Source organism: Paenibacillus sp. J22R98, assembly GCF_059383835.1.
In genome coordinates this window covers 25,764-48,273 of the sequence record NZ_JBXENW010000013.1, presented here as the reverse complement: position 1 = coordinate 48,273, position 22,510 = coordinate 25,764, and the positions used below count along the sequence as shown (strand labels likewise).

At 51.1% G+C, this 22,510-nt stretch carries 19 protein-coding genes; 15 read left to right on the top strand and 4 right to left on the bottom strand.

What is annotated here, in order from left to right; translation table 11 throughout:
- The 7 genes from AC50Y3_RS27405 to AC50Y3_RS27375 all read left to right on the top strand — a co-directional run bounded on the left by AC50Y3_RS27405 (position 1) and on the right by AC50Y3_RS27375 (position 10,724).
- A complete protein-coding gene (locus tag AC50Y3_RS27405; protein ID WP_494821889.1) occupies positions 1–1,992 on the top strand; it encodes a right-handed parallel beta-helix repeat-containing protein in 1,992 nt (663 codons plus the stop codon).
- Between the two features lie 35 nt (positions 1,993–2,027).
- Positions 2,028–3,401, top strand: coding sequence for an ABC transporter substrate-binding protein (locus tag AC50Y3_RS27400; RefSeq protein ID WP_494821888.1), 1,374 nt, complete (start codon positions 2,028–2,030; stop codon positions 3,399–3,401).
- Between the two features lie 82 nt (positions 3,402–3,483).
- Complete coding sequence (locus AC50Y3_RS27395) at positions 3,484–4,434, top strand: carbohydrate ABC transporter permease (protein ID WP_494821887.1); 951 nt, start codon at positions 3,484–3,486, stop codon at positions 4,432–4,434.
- A gap of 20 nt (positions 4,435–4,454) precedes the next feature.
- On the top strand, positions 4,455–5,321 hold the full coding sequence (locus AC50Y3_RS27390; protein ID WP_494821886.1) for a carbohydrate ABC transporter permease: 867 nt from the start codon (positions 4,455–4,457) through the stop codon (positions 5,319–5,321).
- A gap of 68 nt (positions 5,322–5,389) precedes the next feature.
- The gene (locus tag AC50Y3_RS27385; RefSeq protein WP_494821885.1) at positions 5,390–7,231 is read left to right on the top strand and encodes a glycoside hydrolase family 127 protein; all 1,842 of its coding nucleotides are present in this window, start codon (positions 5,390–5,392) and stop codon (positions 7,229–7,231) included.
- 308 nt (positions 7,232–7,539) lie between these two features.
- On the top strand, positions 7,540–8,079 hold the full coding sequence (locus AC50Y3_RS27380) for an NAD(P)H-dependent oxidoreductase (protein ID WP_494821884.1): 540 nt from the start codon (positions 7,540–7,542) through the stop codon (positions 8,077–8,079).
- Positions 8,080–8,249: 170 nt separating this feature from the next.
- Complete coding sequence (locus tag AC50Y3_RS27375; RefSeq protein ID WP_494821883.1) at positions 8,250–10,724, top strand: glycoside hydrolase family 38 N-terminal domain-containing protein; 2,475 nt, start codon at positions 8,250–8,252, stop codon at positions 10,722–10,724.
- Positions 10,725–10,796: 72 nt separating this feature from the next.
- Here AC50Y3_RS27375 and AC50Y3_RS27370 read toward each other — a convergent pair whose 3' ends face one another.
- Positions 10,797–11,057, bottom strand: a complete 261-nt coding sequence (locus AC50Y3_RS27370; RefSeq protein ID WP_494821882.1) for a hypothetical protein — start codon at positions 11,055–11,057, stop codon at positions 10,797–10,799.
- 149 nt (positions 11,058–11,206) lie between these two features.
- Complete coding sequence (locus AC50Y3_RS27365) at positions 11,207–11,503, bottom strand: DUF3055 domain-containing protein (protein ID WP_494821881.1); 297 nt, start codon at positions 11,501–11,503, stop codon at positions 11,207–11,209.
- A 303-nt stretch (positions 11,504–11,806) separates the two neighbouring features.
- Here AC50Y3_RS27365 and AC50Y3_RS27360 point away from each other — a divergent pair, with 303 nt between their 5' ends.
- Positions 11,807–12,817, top strand: coding sequence for an HRDC domain-containing protein (locus AC50Y3_RS27360; protein WP_494821880.1), 1,011 nt, complete (start codon positions 11,807–11,809; stop codon positions 12,815–12,817).
- A gap of 2 nt (positions 12,818–12,819) precedes the next feature.
- Here AC50Y3_RS27360 and AC50Y3_RS27355 read toward each other — a convergent pair whose 3' ends face one another.
- On the bottom strand, positions 12,820–13,824 hold the full coding sequence (locus tag AC50Y3_RS27355; RefSeq protein ID WP_494821879.1) for a zinc dependent phospholipase C family protein: 1,005 nt from the start codon (positions 13,822–13,824) through the stop codon (positions 12,820–12,822).
- Positions 13,825–13,977: 153 nt separating this feature from the next.
- Here AC50Y3_RS27355 and AC50Y3_RS27350 point away from each other — a divergent pair, with 153 nt between their 5' ends.
- From AC50Y3_RS27350 to AC50Y3_RS27340, 3 genes are all read left to right on the top strand, one after another.
- Positions 13,978–14,439: a chemotaxis protein CheX gene (locus AC50Y3_RS27350; protein WP_494821878.1), complete on the top strand. Its 462-nt coding sequence runs from the start codon at positions 13,978–13,980 to the stop codon at positions 14,437–14,439.
- Positions 14,440–14,547: 108 nt separating this feature from the next.
- The gene (locus tag AC50Y3_RS27345) at positions 14,548–15,321 is read left to right on the top strand and encodes an SDR family NAD(P)-dependent oxidoreductase (RefSeq protein ID WP_494821877.1); all 774 of its coding nucleotides are present in this window, start codon (positions 14,548–14,550) and stop codon (positions 15,319–15,321) included.
- Between the two features lie 23 nt (positions 15,322–15,344).
- Entirely contained in the window at positions 15,345–16,862 is a 1,518-nt protein-coding gene (locus tag AC50Y3_RS27340) for a DEAD/DEAH box helicase (protein ID WP_494821876.1), read from the top strand.
- A gap of 281 nt (positions 16,863–17,143) precedes the next feature.
- On the opposite strand, the gene AC50Y3_RS27335 is transcribed toward AC50Y3_RS27340, so the two are convergent.
- Positions 17,144–17,989 (bottom strand): helix-turn-helix domain-containing protein, encoded by an 846-nt coding sequence (locus AC50Y3_RS27335; protein ID WP_494821875.1) that lies wholly within the window; start codon positions 17,987–17,989, stop codon positions 17,144–17,146.
- Between the two features lie 129 nt (positions 17,990–18,118).
- Here AC50Y3_RS27335 and AC50Y3_RS27330 point away from each other — a divergent pair, with 129 nt between their 5' ends.
- The 4 genes from AC50Y3_RS27330 (at position 18,119) to AC50Y3_RS27315 (ending at position 22,453) form a co-directional block, all read left to right on the top strand.
- Positions 18,119–18,958, top strand: coding sequence for a phytanoyl-CoA dioxygenase family protein (locus tag AC50Y3_RS27330; protein WP_494821874.1), 840 nt, complete (start codon positions 18,119–18,121; stop codon positions 18,956–18,958).
- Positions 18,959–19,111: 153 nt separating this feature from the next.
- Positions 19,112–20,332, top strand: a complete 1,221-nt coding sequence (locus AC50Y3_RS27325) for an S-layer homology domain-containing protein (RefSeq protein WP_494821873.1) — start codon at positions 19,112–19,114, stop codon at positions 20,330–20,332.
- A 122-nt stretch (positions 20,333–20,454) separates the two neighbouring features.
- The gene (locus AC50Y3_RS27320; protein WP_494821872.1) at positions 20,455–21,225 is read left to right on the top strand and encodes an ABC transporter ATP-binding protein; all 771 of its coding nucleotides are present in this window, start codon (positions 20,455–20,457) and stop codon (positions 21,223–21,225) included.
- Complete coding sequence (locus AC50Y3_RS27315; RefSeq protein ID WP_494821871.1) at positions 21,209–22,453, top strand: ABC transporter permease; 1,245 nt, start codon at positions 21,209–21,211, stop codon at positions 22,451–22,453. The genes AC50Y3_RS27320 and AC50Y3_RS27315 overlap by 17 nt, the downstream gene beginning before the upstream one ends.
- Positions 22,454–22,510 lie beyond the last annotated feature (57 nt).

Genomic DNA, 22,510 nt, shown 5'->3' with positions numbered 1-22,510 from the left:
ATGGCGAAAGTAATTCAGCCATATGCTGGCATGATCATTACCGAAGATGTTGTTTTCGAGCCGGGTGAATATAGCTTTCCTACCAGCAAAGGCTTGATTATCGCCGCAAACGGCATCACGGTTGACGGCAACGGAGCAATCATTCGCGGACGCGGAAAGATCGGCAACATCCATTCCTACGATGGTACGGGGCTTTACTCCAATGGGTATGACGGGGTAACAGTCAAAGGCTTGGCACTCCATGGATTCAAGACCGGTATGAAGGTGACGAACGGCTCCGGCTGGGTAGTCGAGAACAATGACCTCTCCGATAATTACACGGATCCTGACTATGGCTGGGGTGATGGAGAATCTGTCGGTGCATTGCTGCTGGAGCGTGTCTCAGACAGCCGAATTGCCGGAAATTCAGGCAACCGCGTGTGGAACGGTTTGGATTTAAAGTATGCCGATCGCAACCGGATTACAGGCAACAATTTCTCGCATTGCACGAACGTTTGCCTGAAGCTGTGGGGCTCGTCCAGCAATGAAATTGACGGCAATGTGATGAGCTACGGTATTCGTATCGCCCCCGGTGAAGTACATGCACGAGACTCGACCTCGGTACTGATTGAAAGCGGCTCCAATGATAATCGGATTATGAACAATGACTTTACAAATGGCGGCGACGGAGTATTCATCCGTTCCTTGAACGGCTTTGTCAGCACGGGCAACTATTTTGAAGGCAATGACGCTTCCTATGCCCACAACAACGCTTGGGAAGTATGGGATCCGGGCAACACATTTGTCCGCAATTTAGGCAATCACTCCAGCTACGGATTCTGGCTTGGCGGCTCCTGCCATGCGGTACTCATCGAGAATGAGGCAGCTTATAACGGTCTGCGAATCGCAAATGCGCCTGAGAAATTCGGTAATGCAGGTATTGCAGTCGTGAATGGCTCCAGCAGTCATTTCACGATGCGGCGCAATCGCATTCACCACAATAAGAGCGTTGGCCTTGCTATCGGATATAAAGAAGGCTACGAGGCCAGTCACTGGATTATCGAGCAAAATGAAATTACCGACAACGACACCTACGGCATCTATATGAAGCATGCGAAGCAGCTGTACATTGCCGGAAACCGTATCACCGGAAATGGCAGCGGAGACATTTATCAAGACATCAACGTGTCGGATGTGATCGTAGCTGAAGCAGACGGAGAGCCTCCAATTGCCAAGGCAGCTCTTCTAACGGATCGGCCGCGCGCACGTTATGCCGTCCAATTCGATGCTTCCGCAAGCCGGGATGCTTCCGGCGACAGCCAATTGAACTATCGCTGGGATATGGGAGACGGCACGATTAGAGAAACAGCGAAGGTGGAGCACATCTATGAGCAGGCGGGCTTCTACCGTGTAGGCTTGACCGTCATCGGAACAAACGGTACTGCGGATCTGGCCTGGATCGACCTGAATGTGCTGCATGCGACAGAACAAATCAAGCATCGCGTAGATATGAACCAAGCGTCGCTGGCCGTAGCGGTTCCGAATCATTCGGCCGTTATCACGGTGAACGGCGATCAGACCCTCGCCAGCAAGGGACAAGCTTTGCAGCTGCAAGCATCATCGTCGCTTGTGAAGCTCCGGCTTCCGATTCCGGCCGAGACGGCCGCGCAAGCGCTGACGAAGCCCGGCAGCGAGCTTAGCTTCTGGATCAAGTTCTCGCATGAAACCTGGGGCGGCTTCCCGTCATCCGCATTTACCGTAAGGCTGAAGCAGGATGACAGCCGTTATGTACAGTGGGTTTCCGCTCGTCCGCTCTTTGAATGGACGCAGATTGCTTCCGAAGCCAGATGCGGCTGGTCCAACATCCGGATCCCGCTGAGCGGGGAGCAAACCGGATGGGTGCAAAGCGAAGCAGGACATCCCGACCTGAATGAGTACAGCCAACTTGAGCTACAGATCGCTTCTTGCGGAGGGAACTTTACGGTTCTGTTCGACGAGATCGTGTTTGTATAAAACAGAATTACATTATACAAGGGGAGTGAAAGTAGATGGAGAAGTGGAAAGGTTATATGTTGGCATCGGTAGTAGGGGCTACGACGCTGCTTGCAGGCTGTGGCAGCAACAATGCTGAGAACGCAAATACGTCCAGCACAGATTCGAATGCAGCAACAACGAATGCAAACGCAACGAACGCAAATGCAACGAATGCAGATTCACAAGAGAAATTCGAGCTTCGTGTTTCATCCGGTGCGGCTGTAGAAGAAGCCAAAGCCGAGCAAGCGGCGATCGATGCTTTTATGAAGCAAAATCCCAATATTACCGTCAAATATGAACCGATTCCAGGCGATGACGCAACGCAGAAGCTGTTGTCTTCCATCGCAGCCGGCAATGCGCCGGACGTATTCCTGATTGACTCTGTATTACTGCCGCAATTTATCGACAATAATGCATTGCTTGACCTGGCTCCATTTACGAAAAACGATACGGCATTCAACAAAGACGTCTGGTTCGAGAACGTGTATAACATCGGCGTCCGCGGCGATAAGCTGTACGAGTTCCCGCGCGGCTTCACACCAATGGTTGTGTACTACAACAAAGATGTGTTTGATAAAGCAGGTGTAGCTTATCCGAAGGATAACTGGACTTGGCAGGACTTCCTTGATACGGCTAAGAAGCTGACTAAGGATGAGGACGGCGATGGCAAAACCGATATTTACGGCATGTCCGCCGACCCTTACTTCTACAAATCCGTTCCATTCGTATGGCAAAATGGCTCTGACGTACTCGATAAAGACGGTACGACAGCCGATGGGTATTTGAACAGCCCGGCTACGGTTGAAGCTTGGCAGATGTACACGGATCTCGTGAAGCAGCAAGTTTCCCCAACGCCTTCGGTGAAGAAAGCATTTGGAGATCTGTGGTTCCAATCCGGCAAAGTTGCGATGCAAGTTTCCGGTCACTGGACGCTTCTCGGTATCAACGACACGGTGGAATCCGGCAAGTTTGATATCAGCAAGCTTGGAGTAGTCGGCTTGCCTCGCAATAAAGAACGGGTATCCGTTATGTATGAAGCAGGCTGGGGCGTAGCTTCTTCTACTAAGCATCAAGAAGCAGCTTATAAGCTTGCGAAGTTCATGTCCGAATCGGTTGAAGGCCAGAAGGGCCGCGTAGAATCGGGTCTGGAATTGTCTGCGGTGAAATCGGTGCAAGAGGAATATGCCAAAGACAAGCCGATTGAGCAAGTATTCGTAAACGAAGTGCAATATGCGCGTCAGCCTTGGGGCTCGATCCATCCGAAATGGGCGGAAATCGAAACCCAAATCGATAAAGCGCTTGAGCAGGTTGTCGTAAACGGCATCTCCGTGAAAGAAGCAATGGATTCCGCTGTACCGAAGATTGATGCCATCATTAAAGACGAATAACTTATAAGCTGCGCAGGTCGGGGGATTGGAGAAATTCCGCTCCCCCGATTTCTGTTATGCGGCTAAGAAGGAGGAAACAGCAGTGGAATCGGCCTCCCAATCGTACGTGCCGTCTGAGAAGCTTGCTAAACCTAGCTTTTGGAAGAAACTGAGGGGACAGGCAGTAGGCGACGACAAACCGATCGGTTATTTGTTCATCTTGCCTGCTTTTATTCATCTCGCCGTATTTACGTTAATTCCGATTCTCTTTTCTCTCTATCTCAGCTTCCATAAGTGGAGCATTCTGAAACCGGCGAAGCCGTTCGTCGGGCTGAAAAACTATATCAAGATGTACCATGATACCGACTTCTGGCATGCGATGGTCAACACGTTTTATTTTGTATTCGGGAGCGTCCCTACGGGAATTGCAGTCTCCCTGCTCGTAGCGCTTGTGCTAAATCGCAAAATGAAGGGCGTGTATTGGTTTCGATCGTTTTTCTTCCTGCCGGTTGTGTCCTCGACGGTAGCAATCGCGATGGTATGGCAATGGATATTACAGCCGGAATTCGGGCTGTTAAATTATTTGCTAGGCAAGATAGGCATCGAAGGTCCCAAGTGGCTGATGGATCCCAAATGGGCGATGATCGCGGTCATTATTGTAACCGTCTGGAAAGGGATCGGCTATCAAATGATCATCTTCCTGGCGGGACTGCAGGGCATTCCGGAGCACTTATATGAAGCGGCACGTATCGACGGAGCGAATAAATGGCGCATTTTCTGGTCGATCACGCTTCCGCTGCTCATGCCGACGGTCTTCTTCCTCACGGTAACGACCATTATCGGCTCGTTCCAAGCGTTTACGGTAATCTACATGCTGACAGAAGGCGGGCCGGTCGGCTCGACGGATGTGGTCGTCTATCACATTTATGAGCAGGCTTTCCGGGTGTTCAATATGGGCTATGCTTCCGCGCAATCCTGGCTTCTGTTCTCGATTATTTTCGTCATTACGATTATTCAAGTGAAATTTATGAAGAAATTCAATTATGAGCATTAAGCCGGGAGGGAGGAAAACCGATGGCCACGATGACAAGCACAGGCACTAGCAGCAAAATAGCAAAACCAGGGCAGCTGTTCGCAGACATCTTCACGTACGTTGTACTGGGAATCGTCAGTCTGACCATGCTTGTTCCGTTTCTGTGGATGATATCCACGTCGCTGAAGCCGGAATATTCCGTGTTCGAATTTCCGCCGAAATTCATTCCGAGCAGCTGGCTGTTCGAGAACTACATGAGCATATTCAAAGCAGCTCCGTTCTTGCGGTTTCTATACAATACCGTGTTCGTGACGATGAGTGTCGTTATCGGACAGGTAATATTCTGTTCGCTCGCCGCATACGCCTTCGCAAGGCTGCCGTTTAAAGGAAGCAACGCCATCTTCGTTCTGTTCCTCGCGACCATGATGATTCCCTCGCAGGTCACGACGATCCCGACTTACGTCATGATTTATAAATTCCACTGGCTGGATACCTATGCAGCTCAGATCATTCCTTTCCTCAGCAGCGCGTATGGGATCTTCCTGCTCAAGCAGTTCTTCCACAGCCTGCCCAAAGAAACCGAGGATGCGGCGCGAATCGATGGCTGCAGCGAGTTCCGGATTTACTGGAACATTATTCTCCCCTTATCGCAGCCGGCGATTGCCACCTTGTCGGTCTTTACATTCATGGGGGTTTGGACCGATTTCTTATGGCCCATGCTCGTCACGAATACGGTGGAGATGCGTACGCTCGAGGTTGGGTTGTCTGTATTCCGCAACCAATATACGACAAATTGGCCGCTTCAAATGGGTGCGTCGCTGCTTGTTATTTTTCCGGTGCTGCTCGTTTTCCTATTTACGCAGCGCTACTTTGTGCAAGGGATCTCACTGACGGGGATGAAAGGCTAATTGAAAAGCCGGTATGAACCGAATCGCTAACCCAATCCACTACCTGAATCGAAGGAGTCGTAGCCGGTATGACAGTACTGAAAGAGTTAACATTACCGTACCAAACGTTAACAGCAATTCCGTTCACGAACGTTTCCATCGAGGATCGTTTCTGGAGCAATCGGATTAAAGCGACACAGAAATCGACGATTGCAGCATGCCTGGCGCAGTGCGAGGCTACAGGCAGAATTTCGAATTTTGCCAAAGCCGGAGGACTGCAAGAAGGCGGCTTTGAAGGTATTTTCTATAATGATTCCGATGTTTATAAAGTGTTGGAAGGAATCGCTTATTCCCTGTTGATTGAGCCCGATGAGGAGATGGAAGCGCAGGCTGACCGGATTATCGATCTGATTGCGGCGGCGCAGCAAGAGGATGGTTATTTGCAAACCTACTTCACGCTGGCGGAGCCGGACAAGAAATGGACGGACATGAACAAGCATGAGGAATACTGTGCCGGCCACATGATCGAAGCCGCGATTGCTTACAAACAAGCGACCGGCAAACGATTGTTTCTCGATGTTGCCATTCGTGTAGCTGATCATATCGATTCCTTGTTCGGACCGGGCAAGCGCCACTGGGTTCCGGGTCATCAGGAAATTGAGCTGGCCCTTGTGAAGCTTTACACAGAAACGGGAGAAGAGCGCTATTGGAAGCTGGCGTTTTGGCTGCTGGAGGAACGCGGCCACGGTCATGGCGTTGGCTATAGCTGGGACCGTTCGGATTGGGGTGCGGCGTATTCGCAGGATGACGTACCGGTACGAGATATATCCAGTGTCACTGGTCATGCTGTACGTGCCATGTACATGTATGCCGGCATGACGGACGCTGCCATGCTAAACGGCGATCAAGGTTATATCGATGCGCTGGATCGTATTTGGTCTAACGTCGTCGACCGGAATATGTATGTAACGGGCGGTATTGGCCCTTCTCGTCATAACGAAGGTTTCACCGCAGATTATGATTTGCCTAACGACAGTGCTTATTGCGAGACCTGCGCTTCTGTTGGAATGGTGTTGTGGAATCATCGGATGAATTTGCTGCATGGTGATTCGAAGTACGCGGATATCGTTGAGCGGGCGATGTACAACGGTTCCATTGCGGGAGTCTCCTTGTCCGGCGACAAGTTCTTCTACGTCAATCCGCTGGAATCAGACGGGACGCATCACCGAGTACCTTGGTATGACTGCTCATGCTGTCCTACGCAGGTGGCGCGCTTCATTCCGTCTATCGGGAGCTATGTCTATGCTACAAGAGGCAACGACATCATCGTTAACCAATTTGTAGAGGGAACCGGCAAACTGCGTTTACCGACCGGTGAAATTACGCTGCGCCAAGTGACGGAGTATCCATGGGACGGTCGAATTACGCTGCGTGTTGAAGAAGGGGAAGCAGCAGAATACGGCATCCGATTGCGTATCCCGGCTTGGTGCAAATCGTACCGCGTGTCGGTTGGCGAGCTGGAAATCGCCGATGCGCAAACGGATAAAGGTTATGTTCGTTTGGAGCGTACATGGAAACCTGGCGATGTCATTACACTTGAGCTGACCATGCAGGTAGAGCGTGTTTATTCGCATCCATTAGTGTTGGCTAATGAGGGGAAGGTTGCGCTGCAACGCGGACCGCTCGTCTATTGTATGGAAGAGATCGATAATGCAAGCTATGGCCTGCAAAATGTAACGGCTGCTACTCGATTCCGCACCGTCTACGAGCCGGAGCTGCTGCAGGGTGTTGTTGCTGTCTATGCGGAGGAGCCGAGCGGCGATCAAAGCTTCAAAGCAATTCCCTACTATGCATGGGATAACCGGGATGCCGGGCAAATGAAAGTATGGCTGACGGAGAAGAAAGACGAAACACGGCTTTATCGAACATAACGTAGGTGAAGCGAAGCAATCCTGCTTGGGCTAAGTCAGCCGAGTGGATTGCTTTTTTTGCTGTATCGTGACCGCGGAATGAGAGGATTTGGATGTTGACAGACTATCTACTAAAAGATAGAATGGCAACAAGAACAAACGGCAGCCCAAAATACTGCAGAGAATATTCAGGAAATACTTGAGTGTCGCGCAGGAATTCGGTATTTATGGATAGGGTTAAGTGGGAGTTTTAGATGTTATATTTTTCGTTACTTTGTTTGACTACCATTTAATAGATAGAAATAATGCAACTAGGAGATGAGCCAATCATGAAGAAAACCTTAATCATTGTCACGCATCCGAACATTGACGCTTCCAACTGGAATAAAGCTTGGCTGAATGCCGTTCGAGACGAAGGCGGTATTACGATTCATGAGTTATATAAGGAATACCCTGATGAAATCATCGACGTTGCCAGAGAGCAGAAGCTGGTAGAAGCGCATGATCGGATTATTTTTCAATATCCCTTGTATTGGTACAGCTCGCCACCGTTACTTAAGAAATGGTTCGATAAGGTATTGCTTTATAACTGGGCCTATGGACCAAATGCAACCAAAACGACAGGTAAAGAAATTGGCGTAGCCATCTCGACTTATGGCACTGCGGAGTCGTTTCAACCAACGGGGTTCAATCGGTTTACGTTGCAAGAAATACTGCGACCAATAGAGGCGCTTACCGAGTTTATCAGTGCCATTTATTTACCTCATTTCACGTTGAACGATACCTCCGACGTGACGAATGAACGATTGGTTCAAAGCAGCAAAGATTATGTGAATTATCTTAAAACAGTGAAGCCCGCTGAGAAATAATTCGCGATAGCATATACGATGAAGGACAAGCAATCTTAACTAGCTGATTTTAGCGGTAGGATTGCTTTTTTACTATATACAACTTCGCCTTAGTAAGGTATGTTAAGTTTGAAAGGAACATTATATGTTTCTAACAAACATAGGTATGATCGATCTGGGAGGATGAACAGATGGCCAAGCTTCACTTGCTAAGCAACGCGCATTTGGATCCCGTATGGCAGTGGGAGTGGGAAGAAGGAGCCGCCGCAGCGGTTTCTACGTTCCGCGCCGCCGCTGAATTTTGCAGGGAGTATGACGGGTATGTATTCAATCACAATGAAGTTATTCTCTACAAATGGATTGAAGAGTATGAGCCTGAATTGTTCGAGGAAATTCAGGAGCTCGTGCGACTGGGCAAGTGGAACATCATGGGTGGTTGGTACCTGCAGCCGGACTGCAACATGCCGTCAGGGGAATCGATCGTCAGGCAGATGCTGCATGGCAGAGCCTATTTCTCGGAAAAGTTTGGCGCAAGGCCGACTACAGCGATCAACTTCGATTCGTTCGGACATTCCCGCGGGTTAGTGCAGCTTATGCGCAAAGCCGGCTATGATTCATATTTGTTCATGCGACCCGATGATCATACTGTAGGACCGGAGCGCGAGTTTCGATGGATTGGCTTTGACGGGTCCGAGGTGATGGCTCACCAGACTTATTCGTATAATACACTTATGGGCCAAGCCCGTAAGTCGATCGAGAACTGGCTTAGCAGCCACGAGGGCAAGCCGCTTGGTCTCATGTTATGGGGGGTCGGCAATCATGGCGGCGGTCCATCCCGTGTAGATTTAGATGAAATCGGCAAGCTGATGGAAGCGCGCAGCGATGTTCAAATCGTACATTCTTCTCCGGAGCAGTATTTTGCAGAGCTGGCTTCGCAGGCGGCGGAATTAGCGGGACATGCCAACGATTTGAATCCGCGGTTTGTCGGCTGTTATACGTCCGTCATTCGAATCAAGCAGAAGCATCGCTTGCTAGAGAATGAACTGTATGTAACCGAGAAAATGCTCTCTGCAGCCGCTATTGCCGGTAAACTCGCTTACCCAAGAGAAGAAATGCAGCAAGCAACTTATGATCTGCTCACTGCTCAATTCCATGATATATTGCCAGGCTCGTCTGTACAGCCTGCCGAGGATGCGTCCTTGCGGCTGCTCGGACACGGACTCGAGATCGTCTCAAGACTGAAGGCAAGAGCCTTCTTCGCCTTAGCGTCCGGACAACCCAAAGCAGCGGAAGGCGAATATCCGATCCTGATTTATAACCCGCATCCGTTCCCGGTATCCGGCGTGTTCGCATGTGAATTCATGCTGGCGGATCAGAACTGGAAGGACGAATTCTCGATGCCTGTCGTTTATCAGGACGGGAAGCGAATTCCTTCTCAGCCTGAGAAGGAGCATAGCAATATTAATCTGGATTGGCGCAAACGCGCCGTGTTCTATGCGGAGCTCGCGCCTTCTTCGATGAATCGATTTGACTGCCGCATTGAGATGCTCCCTGCCAAACCGCAGCCGCAGCTTGAGGTCGATCAGCAAGCGATACGTTTCTCGAACGGCCGTATGGAAGCCGTTATAAATACCCGTACAGGTTTGCTGGATGCTTATCAGGTGGATGGTGTTTCCTATGTGGAGGAGCGAGCATTCCTGCCGGTTGTCGTGGCCGATAATGAGGATCCGTGGCGGATGGACACGAATCGTTTCGAGCCGGATATTGGATCGTTCCAGCTGATGGACAAGGGGGCAGGCTCTGATTTCTCCGGATTGCGTCATGCGCTGCTGCCTTCCGTTCGGGTGATCGAAGACGGCGCAGTGCGAACCGTAGTTGAGGCTGTTCTTGCCTATCAGAACTCCAAGCTGGTTCTTACATACAAACTTCCTAAGCAGGGCAGTGAGCTCGAAGTGCATGTGCGGGTGTTTTGGAATGAGAAGGACAAAATGCTGAAGCTGTCCATTCCAACGACGTTTACGGATGCATCGTATATCGGGCAAACGGTGTACGGTGTACAGACGCTGGATACGACAGGGCAAGAAGCTGTGGCGCAGAAGTGGACAGCAGCTCATTCGGCTCAGCAGCAAGCCGCTTTGACTTTAATTAATAACGGCACTTATGGATCGGACTTTCAAGACGGCGCTATCCGCCCGACGCTGCTGCGCAGTCCCGGTTATACGACGCATCCGATTATGGATCGGCCGCTTATCGTGCAGGACCGATTCTCGCCGCGCATTGATCAAGGGGAACGCGAGTTTACGTATTGGCTGAATGGCGGTGCAGCGGAGGAACGGCTTAGCGCCGTCGACCGTGAAGCCGTTCAGCGTAATGAAGTACCTTACGCGTTGTCCTTCTTCCCATCCGGCCGCGGAGAGAAAGTGAAGCCGCTTGTTATTCTAAAGGATGAAGTCGTTCAATTAGGCGCATTCAAGCAAATGGAACGCAGCGATGATTACGTGCTTCGCCTGTTTGAGCCAACCGGAAATGCACGGGAAACGGAAGTGGAGATCCCTATGCTAGGCATCGCTTGCACGATTGCGCTTGGGCCATTTGAAGTGAAGACCCTCCGTGTTTCGGCTCGCGAAGGAACGATTGCTGAGGCGTCACTAATGGAAGAGGATTGAATGTGGATGTGAAGAAACCCGCCAGAGAAGGAGCGTGCTTCCTTCTCTGGCGGGTTTTCTGTTGGATGGTGATTAAGGCTCATCCATTGCATCCGGATAAACGTCCTCACCGGGGTAATCACGGTATATACCTGCATGCAGCTCGCGGTTCTCGTAATCAAATCGATTCGGCGGCCGCTGATCGACTCGCCACGGTTTGCTTTTGCTAAGCGATTCGGACACGATCCTGGAACCATACGGTCCATCGGGAAACTCTTGTGCATTGAGATCGTTCCGCTGCGATTCGACCGACTTCACATCTGTGTAGGGCTGACGGTTTTCTTCCATAAACATGCAGATTCCTCCTGCGGCGGCTAATGGTTTAAATATAAGAAAGTATAAGTTGTTCTTTATACTCTGCTTATATTTCTGAGGAAGACGCTAACTTCGCCACCTAAGGGGGCGGAAGCCGTTTCTTCATGACCGTTACAGTGTACCCGAGCTCAGTCGGTAAAATGCACCGTTCCCACCACAAATTCTAAAAATTGTTTAAGATCGGCGGCTTCCTCTTCCGTCAGTTTATACGTGAATTCCAGGTAGCCTTCTTCGTCCAAATCGTCTTGACCGACAATCGCGGTGCGACCGCTTTGCAGGTCGGTAATCAGCTTCTTGCCGTAGAAACGGTTTGTCGTCATAATGGCGAGATCGAAACGCTTAAGGTTGGGCGTTATAAAAGTGACGAAGCGGGTTGTCGTTTGCTCCGTCGTATCGGACATAAAATCATAATCAGGCAGCAGCATTTCGAGTTCCTCCTTTATTCTGCATCTATCATAGCATTCCTTTCTGCGGCGGGGCAATCGGGCGTAAAGCCATGAATTGGAAAATTGACTCTTGTCACGCTTAGGCGGCTATGCTATGATGTGAGCAATCAAATCGTTGCATCGTGAGGAAGCACCTCTAACGCCATATCTATGGCGTTAGAGGTGTTTTTTTTTGTGAATATAAGAAAGTGTAAGTTTCACCTTATACCACCTTATATTTCACCTTGCTTGCGCCGCTTCGAAGTTTGATCAAACTAATTTATCGGGTGGAGGTGGGCCTGCATGCAGGTCGTATTTTTGAACACATTTGAGAAGGTAGGACAAGACAGCCGTGCCGAACAAGCGCAGCTGTCCATCTGCGAGCAAAACGGTGTATGGTCGGTTATTTGGACGGAATCTTATCTAAACGGGCAGGATGAGCAGCAAGCGGTTTGGTTTGAGGGCGGTTCCTGGGAAGAGATGATGACGGCTTTCCGTCATGGCATCGCCGTTCAGATGGGCGAAGGCTATACGCCGCTGATCGATGGCATGCTGGAGGAGCGCCGCGGCCAAGAAGGGCTCGGCAGTTTGTATTCGATGATTCAGTGTTATGGTGAAATGAACACCGATCCTATTCTGTTTGAAGCCCTGCGCGAATGGCGCCGGACGAAAGCGGTGGAGGGGAAGAAGTCGGCTTATCTTATCGCCTCCAATCGGATGCTCTGGATGATTAGCAGCTTTGTGCCGCATCAGCCTGAGGAGCTTCTGCAAATTCCAGGTTGGGGCGAGACGAAGCAAGCGGCGTATGCGGAAGAAGTACTTGCAATTACGCGCACCTATCAACGCGAACGGAGCTTTCCGCTGGACTGGGTGTCTACCGCAATCGATCCTAAGGTTTACATCAAGTGGGTGTATAAGCAGAAGGAAAATAAGTATAAGTCGCAGATGGATCGTCAACAGGAGAAGCAGAAGCTGCTTCGCGGAATAGCCGAAGGCAACTCTATAGAAGGGCTGCTGGCTCAGATCGAACTTCCTCGCAGAGATCTCATGGAGCGTATCGAGAAGCTGGAGACGGAAGGGTACGATATTGAACCTCTGATTGAGAGAGAGCTGGAATCGATGCCGGAGTCGGAGCAGCAGCTTGTATGGGATGCACTGCTTGCCGTTGGCGACCGTTATCTGAAGCCGGTGCTGCAGCGCGTGTATGGTGAAGAAGCTGCGCAGGGGAAGGGGAAATCGCTTGATTTGATCTACGATCGGTTAAGACTGATTCGTCTACGCTATCGCCGGATGAAGATCAATCAAGTATCCTAAGGTCATACCGTCGTCCAGATCGGATCTTCGAATTGAATGGATGCCCCGCAGTCGCAAGAAAGTCCCGTCTCGTAGGAGCGGTTGCCGATCAATTGAGCGACCGCTTCGCGGAGCTGATGTTTGGAGGGGGAAGGAAGTTCATTGCTGCCTAGAATCGGCTGCAGCGGGTCTTTCTCCCGAAGCCATACCAGAATAGCGCTTATGATTGTTGTTGCATCCGCCATAGCCATGTCCCACAATTCCCACACACTTTCCGTATGCAGCGTATGTCCATCGACCGGATCGAGCCAAGGCGCATGGGACTCGTTTAATATATCTAGTTGAAGCGAATCGCGTTTATAGACGAATGGTTCGATTTGGCCAAAAGTAAGCAGGCGTCTGATCCCCGTAGGATCATAGAATAAACGCTGCGCCGCAATCATATCTCGCATGGCGCCGGTCCAGTGCTCACGGCGAATCAGCGGAGCGAGCTGCGGGTAATGAACAGCGGCAATTTGCTCGAACGCATCCACGACGGAAGCGGGCAGTTCCCCTTTATTGTTAATTTCGCGCCATACCTCAGTCTTCCACGTCTCCGTACCAAGCAGCTTACGAACAATGAGTGTATCCATAATGACCTCAAAACGTTGATGATCCCATTTGCGAGAGCCGGAGCGGCTGAATACGTAAGGATGCATAACACGATCCAATAAATGATGCAGCACAAATCCCAGCGTGTAGACGAGCGCATCGCCTCCCGCTGCAGAATCTGCTTCGGATGTGCTATCCAGAGCATCCAATAGGTCCAGAAGAACGGGGCCGCAGTGGAATTGATGCATTTCGCTCCCGAGCTGGGTCATCGTTTTCCCTTTCTGCCAAGGCAGGAAGCGATGATAGAATAGAAAATCCGGGCCCTGACAGCCCATATTAAACATATTTTTTCGGTGCGGTGCAGCAATTAAATGCTGTTCACCAATCACTTGCAGGCATTGCTGCCCAAATAGAAAATGGGTCCATACATTCGGCACGGTTATCCTCCCAGAGACTCTTGTTCGACGCATTTCTACAAATCTTTAAACTTCAGCTCTAATTGAGTAGTATACTTGACCTAACTATTCTTGTATAATCATTGGTAAAGATGAATGCCATCGAATTAAGTCGAAAAGGGGCGCTACCTCACGATGAAGGCTGAATATATTAATCCCTTCTTAGAGTCCGCTAAAATAGTCATCGAACAAGTCATCCAAATTCGGCCTTCAACTGGTCAGCTCGGCGTGAAAGAAGTTAAGTTTACCCAAGATTATATTTGGATACAAATCGGAATAAACGGTCAGATGAACGGTGATATTGTATTTGGATTAAGTGAAGAAGTAGCATTGAAAATGGTGTCGGCTATGATGGGCGGATATATCATTTCGGAAATGGATGAGATGGGCAAAAGCGCGATATCGGAGCTTGGCAATATGATTAGCGGAAATGCCAGCACGATGCTCTTTAATCAAGGCGTGCGCGTCGACATTACTCCTCCGAAGCTGGTACTTTCATCGCAGGCGACTGATTTTAAAGCTACGAAAGCGTTAACCATTCCGCTGATTATGGATGGAATCGGAGAGCTGGACATCCAGGTACTAATTGCATCGTAACACGATTCGAGCTCCCAGTGGAGCTTTTTTTCGTGTTTAGGGCCATAAGTAGCGTCCTATTTTGCCTATTTGTACCTGTTGCAGTAAACTGAAAGTCAGGTGATCACGATGTTGCGTGGGAAAATTGTACTTATAACCGGTGCGGCGAGCGGGATTGGCGCGGAAACGGCCAAATTGCTGGCGGCTGCCGGGGCGATTCCGATCCTTACCGGACGAAGGCTGGATAAGCTTCGTGAGGTTGCGGCTGCTATCGGAGGCACGAATGGCTGCTATAGGATGGATGTGACCAACAATGAACAGGTTGAGAGCGTCGTGCAGCAAATCGCGAAGGATTTTGGCCGGATCGATATATTGCTGAACAATGCGGGTTATGGGGTATTTGAGCTGTTCGCGGATGCTCCGATCGAGCGATTCCAAGAAATGATGGATACGAACTATATGGGTATCATTCGGTGTACCAAAGCGGTGCTGCCTATTATGCAAAAGCAAGGCGGGGGCCATATTATTAATGTTGCCTCCATGGCCGGGAAGCTTAGCACATCGAAGTCATCAGGTTATGCGGCAACCAAGCATGCCGTTCTTGGGCTAACCAATGCGATGCGATCGGAATTTGCTTCCATGAATATTTATGTATCGGCGATTAATCCGGGGCCTATCGATACCCCCTTTCTACATATAGCAGACCCGCAAGGCCAGTATGCGAGTAAAGTACAAGGCTTTATGCTGAAGCCGGCGCGTGTGGCGGAAGTGATTGTGCAAGTGATGAAACGGAGAAAGCCGGAAGTGGATTTGCCGCGGTCGGCATCCATCGGCATTCGGATTTATGGATTATTTCCGCGTTTGGCAGACAGGCTCGCAGGGCGCTGGCTGAATCGGAAATAGGAAGCAAGCAGATGAGGAGTTTGATGAACGTGACATGGGAAACATTGCAGCTGCATCCGCAGCTAGTAGAAACACTGCTTTTGAATCAAATTGAAAAACCGACCCCGGTGCAATCGGCGACGATTCCCGTATTGTTAGCGGGGCATGATGTATCTGCCAAATCGCAGACGGGTACAGGTAAAACGCTTGCGTACATGCTGCCCGCGCTTCAGCGTGTGGATACGGTTAAACAGGACGTGCAGGTTATGGTGCTTGCGCCAACGCAGGAGCTGGCGATGCAGATTTTTCGCGTTGCGGAAATCTACGGTGAAGCGATCGGCGTGAAGACGCAGCAGCTCATCGGAGGCGCTTCGATGCAGCGTCAAGTCGAGAAGCTGAGGCAGCATCCGCATGTTGTCGTTGGTACACCGGGACGGATCCATGAACTAGTGAAGTCCGGTAAGCTGAAGCTGCATCATATAAGGCTCGTGATTATCGATGAAGCGGATCAAGTGTTTAATCTGGGCTCGACGGTCGAGGTTGAAACGCTGCTGCGGGGCATGGTACGCGATCGGCAGATTGCGTTCTTCTCGGCGACAAGGCCGCAGGCGATGGTCGATGTGGAAGCACGCTGGATGCAGGACCCGCAGCGCGTGGACGTGACGGCAGATCAGAACGCCGGCAAACAGGTGAAGCATTATTTTGTGGTGTGTGAACGTCGGGATAAAGCAGACACGGCGAGGAAGCTCATTCGGATGCTGAAGCCAGCCGCAGCGCTGCTGTTCATCAACGAAACCGATGAGATTGCCAATTATGAAGCGAAGCTGAGCTATGAAGGGTTTAGCGTGGAGACGTTGTATGGCGATGCGGATAAACAGAAGCGCGCATCGACGCTGACTCGTTTCCGTGAAGGGCGACTTCAATTGCTGGTAGCCACGGATGTTGCGGCTCGCGGACTCGATATTGTGGATTTGCCCTTGGTTGTACATCTCGATCCGGCATTGGATGCGGATCATTATGTCCATCGCTCCGGCCGAACCGGGCGGATGGGCAAGCCGGGCACGGTTATCTCCATTGTGACGCGCCAACAACTGTTCATTATGGATAAATTCCGCAAGCAGCTCGGTATTGAGCTGCAAGAGAAAACGATGTCTCACGGGAAGCTGTGGAATCCCGGTGAGGAACAGGGCAGTCGCGATTCTTATAGTCGCGATGCTTCTCGCGGTGGGCAAGGCGGAGCGGGTGAGCGCGGAGCAGGCTTCGGCGGCGCGGCGCGCGGCGGTGGTGCAGGCGCGGGTAGAGCCGGCGCAGCTCGGCCGGTGCGCCCGGCTGCACCGAGCGATTCGCGTCCGGCAGCGGCGAGCGAACGCGGAAGCGCGGAGGCAAGCGGCACCGGCGGCGCGAGAGTCGGCGCATCGGCGGGCCGACCGCAAGCAGCTGCTAAGACAGCAGCGATGCAGCCGGTGAAGCCGACGAAGTCCAAGCGCGATCAAGAGCGCGAACGCAAGAACAAAGGCGCGCCGAAATGGTTGAAAGCCAAGCGTGACGGCGAGCAGCAATAGATGAAAGCAGGGCCGTCTCAAAAGCAGCGCGATGCTGTTTCTGAGACGGCCTTTTTTTGAGCCAATGCCCTAACGAACCCTACTGGCTTTATTTGGTATAAAAAGGGACTTTTTCACTCCGTATTCCTATACTAGCGCCCCTAGGGTTCGTTAGATTTTTGAGGAGGCTATTTTCGTGTAAATAAGGTCCTCATGGTTCGTTAGCGCGTCACATACGTACGAAGAGTGGAGAATACGCAAAAAAACTGTACCCGAGAATCTGAGGTACAGTTTTTTACATACTAATCTAAAGCCCCCCGCTGCATCGCCCGATATTCTTGGGGCGAGACGCCTTCCTTGCCCTTGAACGTGCGGCTGAAATGCGCGCCGTCGTAGAATCCGGCGGCGTGCGCGATGGCCGTGATCGGCATCGATGTCGTTTCGAGCAGCCGTTTGGCTTGCTCGAGGCGAATCGCGTTCATATAAATGCCGATCGTGACGCCGGTTTCTTGCTTGAACAGCTGATTAAGATATCGCTCATTCAGCGAATATCGCGCTGCAATTTCGCGCAGCAGCAGCCGCTCGCCGGCGTTATAAACTCGTTCGTGCAAATCGTTCATGACCGCATGAATGAGCTTATGATGCGGACTTTGTGAGGTTTGCGACACGCCATGATAGATACGCACGAGCAGATGCAGAAAGTGCTGCTTCACCAGGACCGAATCCTGGCGTCCTAAATTCAGCTCAGCCATAATCGCCTGGTAGTCCTGCTGCAAGCCTTGGACGGCCATTGGCCGCGTATCCAGTTTGAGTTTGGCGAACAGCTCGCGGAAAGCCCTATTGATCTCCGCTTTGTCCGAATAGAAGCCGATATAATAAAGCCGAAACTGCCCGCCTGCGCAGGAGCTATTCCGAAGCGTATCTTGTACAGCAAGGAGATCACTTTGCTTCAACTGGACGGGCTGACCGTCTTGGATAACCAGCTGGCTTCCGCCGGACAAGTAATTGAGCTCGAACCATCTGCCCGGACCATCCCAGCCTAAGTTCTCCCAGAATCCGCAGGAATGGATACGAATATGGTTCCAGTTCTGATCCACCGACTTGATCAGCGCCTCTACACCGATGCGAGGCTGGTTGTCAGCATGCATGCGAACCCCTCCATTTCATCTTACAATTATACAAATGAAGAAGTAGACATACAATACATTACGTGTTTCCGACTGTATATTCTAGGTATGGATATACAAATTGATCGATTAGAGGGGACGGCGATAACAATGAAACCAATCACTGCGGAACAAGCGAAGCTAGATCAACAATTTTACGAGGAAAACGGCTACTGGATTAGTCCGGTTGTCTTTGATGCTGAAGAGGTAGAAGCGCTGCGCAAAGCGCATGATCGCATTTGGAATCAAGATTTCGACGGTGACGCATACCCGCTTACGGAATGGTTCCCAAGTGACAACCCGACGCGTTTGCGCAAGATCGACAATGCTTGGTGGATCAACGACGAGGTGTACAAAACGGTAACCGCTCGCAAACTCGGCAAATTGGCGGCAAACTTGATGAATACGAGCGAAGTTCGCGTCTGGTATGACCAAGCGATCTACAAGCCGGGTACCGGCAAAGGCCAAGAAACATCCGTAGGCAATGTAGGCTGGCACCAGGATTACGTGTACTGGCAATGCACCAACACAACAAACCTAGTAACGGCTTGGATTGCCCTGCAGGATACAGATCTCTCCAACGGCTGCATGCAAGTGATCCCAGGCTCGCACAAATGGGGATTGCTGAACTCTGACGGCTTCTTCAATACGGAGCTGGAGGCCGTGAAGAAACAAATGGAAGTCGATGAGAAGCCATGGCGCGAAGAGCCGCTTATTCTGAAAGCCGGTCAAGTCAGCTTCCACCATTCGTATACGATCCACGGATCCAGACAAAATTATTCCAACGATCCGCGTCTTAGCATCGTTGCGCATTATATCCCGCAAGGAACGGCTTATAAGAAGATCCAGAACGTCGATAACATTCGTCTGCTAGGTCCTCGTCCGAAGGAAGGCGACCTGTACGACAATCAATATTTCCCATTGGCATACTCGGCTTCCGAAGAAAAATAAGGCTGATTTTTCCGCGTCAAACCTCGGTTTTTGACGAACGGACGAACTTTATTTTGACCATGACCCCCTTAAATGTCGTGCCACTCCCCGAACGATATGAGCGAAAGTAAAAAAAGCGGCACGGACCGCATTCGCGAGGAGAGTGGCAGCACCATGAAAAAAGCCATTTTGAAAAAGGCGGCAATTACATCAGTGGCGTTACTAACCCTGGCAGGTGGCGCAGGCAGCGCGTTTGCTCACGGTAACGACAAAGGACATGACGATAAAGGCAATCACCAAAGCAACAACGGAAAGAACGATAACAAAAAAGATAATGACAAACACAGCATCAACCTTCAGTTCAAGGATGAGAAAGAACTGAAATGGGCGCTTGAGTACATTATCCGTCTGGCTTCCAAAGGCGTGTTCAACGGCTATGATGACGGTACGTTCAAACCGCAACAGAAGATTACGCGCATCGAATCCATCGTTGCAGCTGTTCGTTTGATGGGTTTGAAAGACCAAGCGGAATCGCAAGCTGAAATGAGCACTAAGCTTCACTTTAAAGACGCAGACGTGCTTGCAAAAAAATACCCATGGGCAGTCGGATACGTGGCTGTAGCGCTTGAGAAAGACTTGTTCAGCGAGACGGACGATGCCATTCAACCGGACAAGCCGGCAACTCGCCTTTTCGCGGCAACGCTGCTTGTGAAAGCATTGGGCCTGGAAGCAGAAGCGAAAGCGAAAGTGAACTCGGATCTGACATTCCGCGATGCGGATAAAATCCCTGCAGGATCTGTCGGTTATGTTCAAGTAGCGATCGAGAAAGGCTTGATCACAGGCTACGAGGACAACTCGTTCCGTCCGAACCAACAAGTAACACGCGCCGAGCTTGCGGCTCTGCTTGACCGTACGGATGAGCAGCTTCCGGATCAAGACGCTCAAGCTATCACAGGTAAGCTGAAAGCTGATCCAGCAAGCAACGCAATCGTAGTTGTGAAACCGAACAACACCGAAGTTGCACTTGCGCTTGACCCGAATGTCTTCATCTTCCGCAATAACGTGAAGGTTGCCGTATCGGCACTGAAAGCAGGCGACGAGGTTCTTGTTCGCACGTACCAAAACAAAGTTGTTTTCATCGAAGTAACGAAGCTTGCTGCTGAGCAGCCTGCTGTTACAACTCAAGTTGGCTTGTTCAACTCCTATTCCTTGAATGCACAAGGTAAAATCGCGACGATTTCGATCACGCGTACAGAAAACGGCACTACACAAGCGTATGTGTTTAACACGGCTCCTGACGTAGCGATTGTTGGCGACGCATCCTTGCTCGTAGCCGGTCGTGCAGTGGAACTAACTGTCCTTAATAACCTCGTTTATTCCATCAAAGTCGTATAATATACGAGCACGTAGAAGGCCCCATGTCCTGCATTGCTGCAGGCATGGGGCCTTTTTGCTTGCGATTTTTCATTTAGCCGAAAATTTGGTAGTATCAGGGTGAGAATGTAGAGGTGATCAGGATGAAGCCAGTCTTAGAGGTAAAAGGGTTAACAGGCGGTTACAGCCCCCGCAGGCCGGTGCTCCATGACTTGTCCTTCGAAGTCGGTGCGGGCGAAATGGTTGGACTCATTGGGCTGAACGGTGCAGGCAAAAGTACGGCGATCAAGCATATTCTCGGGCTGATGCAGCCGCATAGCGGGGAGATCCGCATTAGCGGTCATACGCTGGCGGAGAATTCGGAGGCGTATCGCAGCTCGCTGGCTTATGTGCCGGAGTCGCCGCTGCTCTTCGATGAGCTGACGGTTGAGGAGCATCTGGCATTGACGGGCATGGCCTACAATGTAGATGAATCCTTATATAAGCAGCGAACAGAGAGCTTGCTGGAAGAGTTCTATATGACGCCGAAGAGAAGCGCTTTCGCGGCTCACTTGTCCAAAGGCATGCGGCAAAAGGTCATGATCATGAATGCGCTGCTCGCAAGACCCGCGCTGTATGTCATTGATGAGCCGTTCCTCGGTCTTGATCCGCTCGGTATTCGTTCCCTGCTGGATAAACTGGTCGAGGTAACGAAGGAAGGCTCCTCCGTGTTTATGAGCTCCCATATCTTATCGACGGTAGAATCGTATTGCAGTCGGTTTATCGTGCTGCATCAAGGCGCAGTTGTTTCGCAAGGCACGCTGCAGGATGTGTGCGAGGCAGCCGGAATGCCGCGCGAGAGCAGAGCCGGTTCGCTTGAAGAAGCCTTCTACCGGCTTGTGGCAGGTGGAGGGTCCAATGGAGCGATCGGTTGATTCCTTATGGCGCACGCGCTCAAGCACATTCTGGCGCGGAGCACTGCCTTATTTTCGCTATATTGTTCAGAGCGGGTTGCCGGGTGTAACGATCATGCTGCTGCTGGCCGGTTTAGCCGGTTACGGGATGCTGCTGCGAAATATGCCGGCTTCCTTCCCGATCACGCTTGTTGGCGTGGCCGTGCTGACGCCGTTCATTTGCTGGAGCCCTCTGAGGACATGGCTGCGCGAGGCAGATGTAGTGTTTCTGGTGCCGCGTGAAGCGCAGCTGCCGTCCTATCTGAGACGGTCGTTTCGTTATAACGGGATGGGGATTACGGCTGCAGTTCTGCTGATGTGCGGCATTTATATTCCGCTCTACATCGCGGCGCATGGCCAGACAAGCTCCATATTCATCATAGTTGCAGCGCTGCTGCTAAAGCTGCTGCACATGGGGGCGGCTTGGCGCGAGCGTCAGCTTGTCCATGCTGGAAGCAGGCGCAGCATAAGACTGCTTCGTTGGTGCGCAACGGCGGTAGGCGTCGGCGCGCTGCTGCATACCGAGATATGGAAGACAGCGATTTATCTCGCCGTTGTTGGTTGTCTCTTCGGACTTCTATACTTACGGATGCCGCGTTATCCGATTCCGTGGCTGCTGCTCATTGAGGAAGAGAAGCGCACTCGGCGCAGGTACGATGTTTTCTTCGGGGCGTTCACCGATGTACCGACTGAATCGGCAGCGGTCAAATCACGGCCTTATGCGTCATGGATGGCAAGGCGAATTCGATACCGGAGAGAACATGCATTTGTTTATCTTTATACGTTTACACTGATTCGTACCGAGCTCGGCGGCATATTGCTGCGTTTAACCGGACTCGGCGTGTTTACGGGCTGCTTATCTGCCTATTCCGGCCTGTGGTCAGGCTGGGGATCGGCCGGCGTCTGCATTTTGTTCGTGTGGTTGAGCGGGATTCAGTTGAGCGTGCTCACGCAAGCGCATCGCCATTCGGTCTGGCGGCATGTCTATCCGCTGCCGGAGCAGACTCGCCATGATGCGGTAGTGCGCGTCGATCGGCTAGCTGCTCTCCTATGTGCCATACTAATTTGGCTTCCGCAGATCCTGCTGATGCCGGCTCACGGATACTCGGTACAGGCATTGACCGCGCTTGTGTTGTCGCTGCTCTACGTCCTGGCGCTCAGGCCGGGAAGAGTGAAACGCAAGCTCGTGTCTGATCCGGATGAGGATTAAATTTTTGCATAAAACCAGTTTGAAGTGTATGATAGATACTAATTGAAGACGTCGATT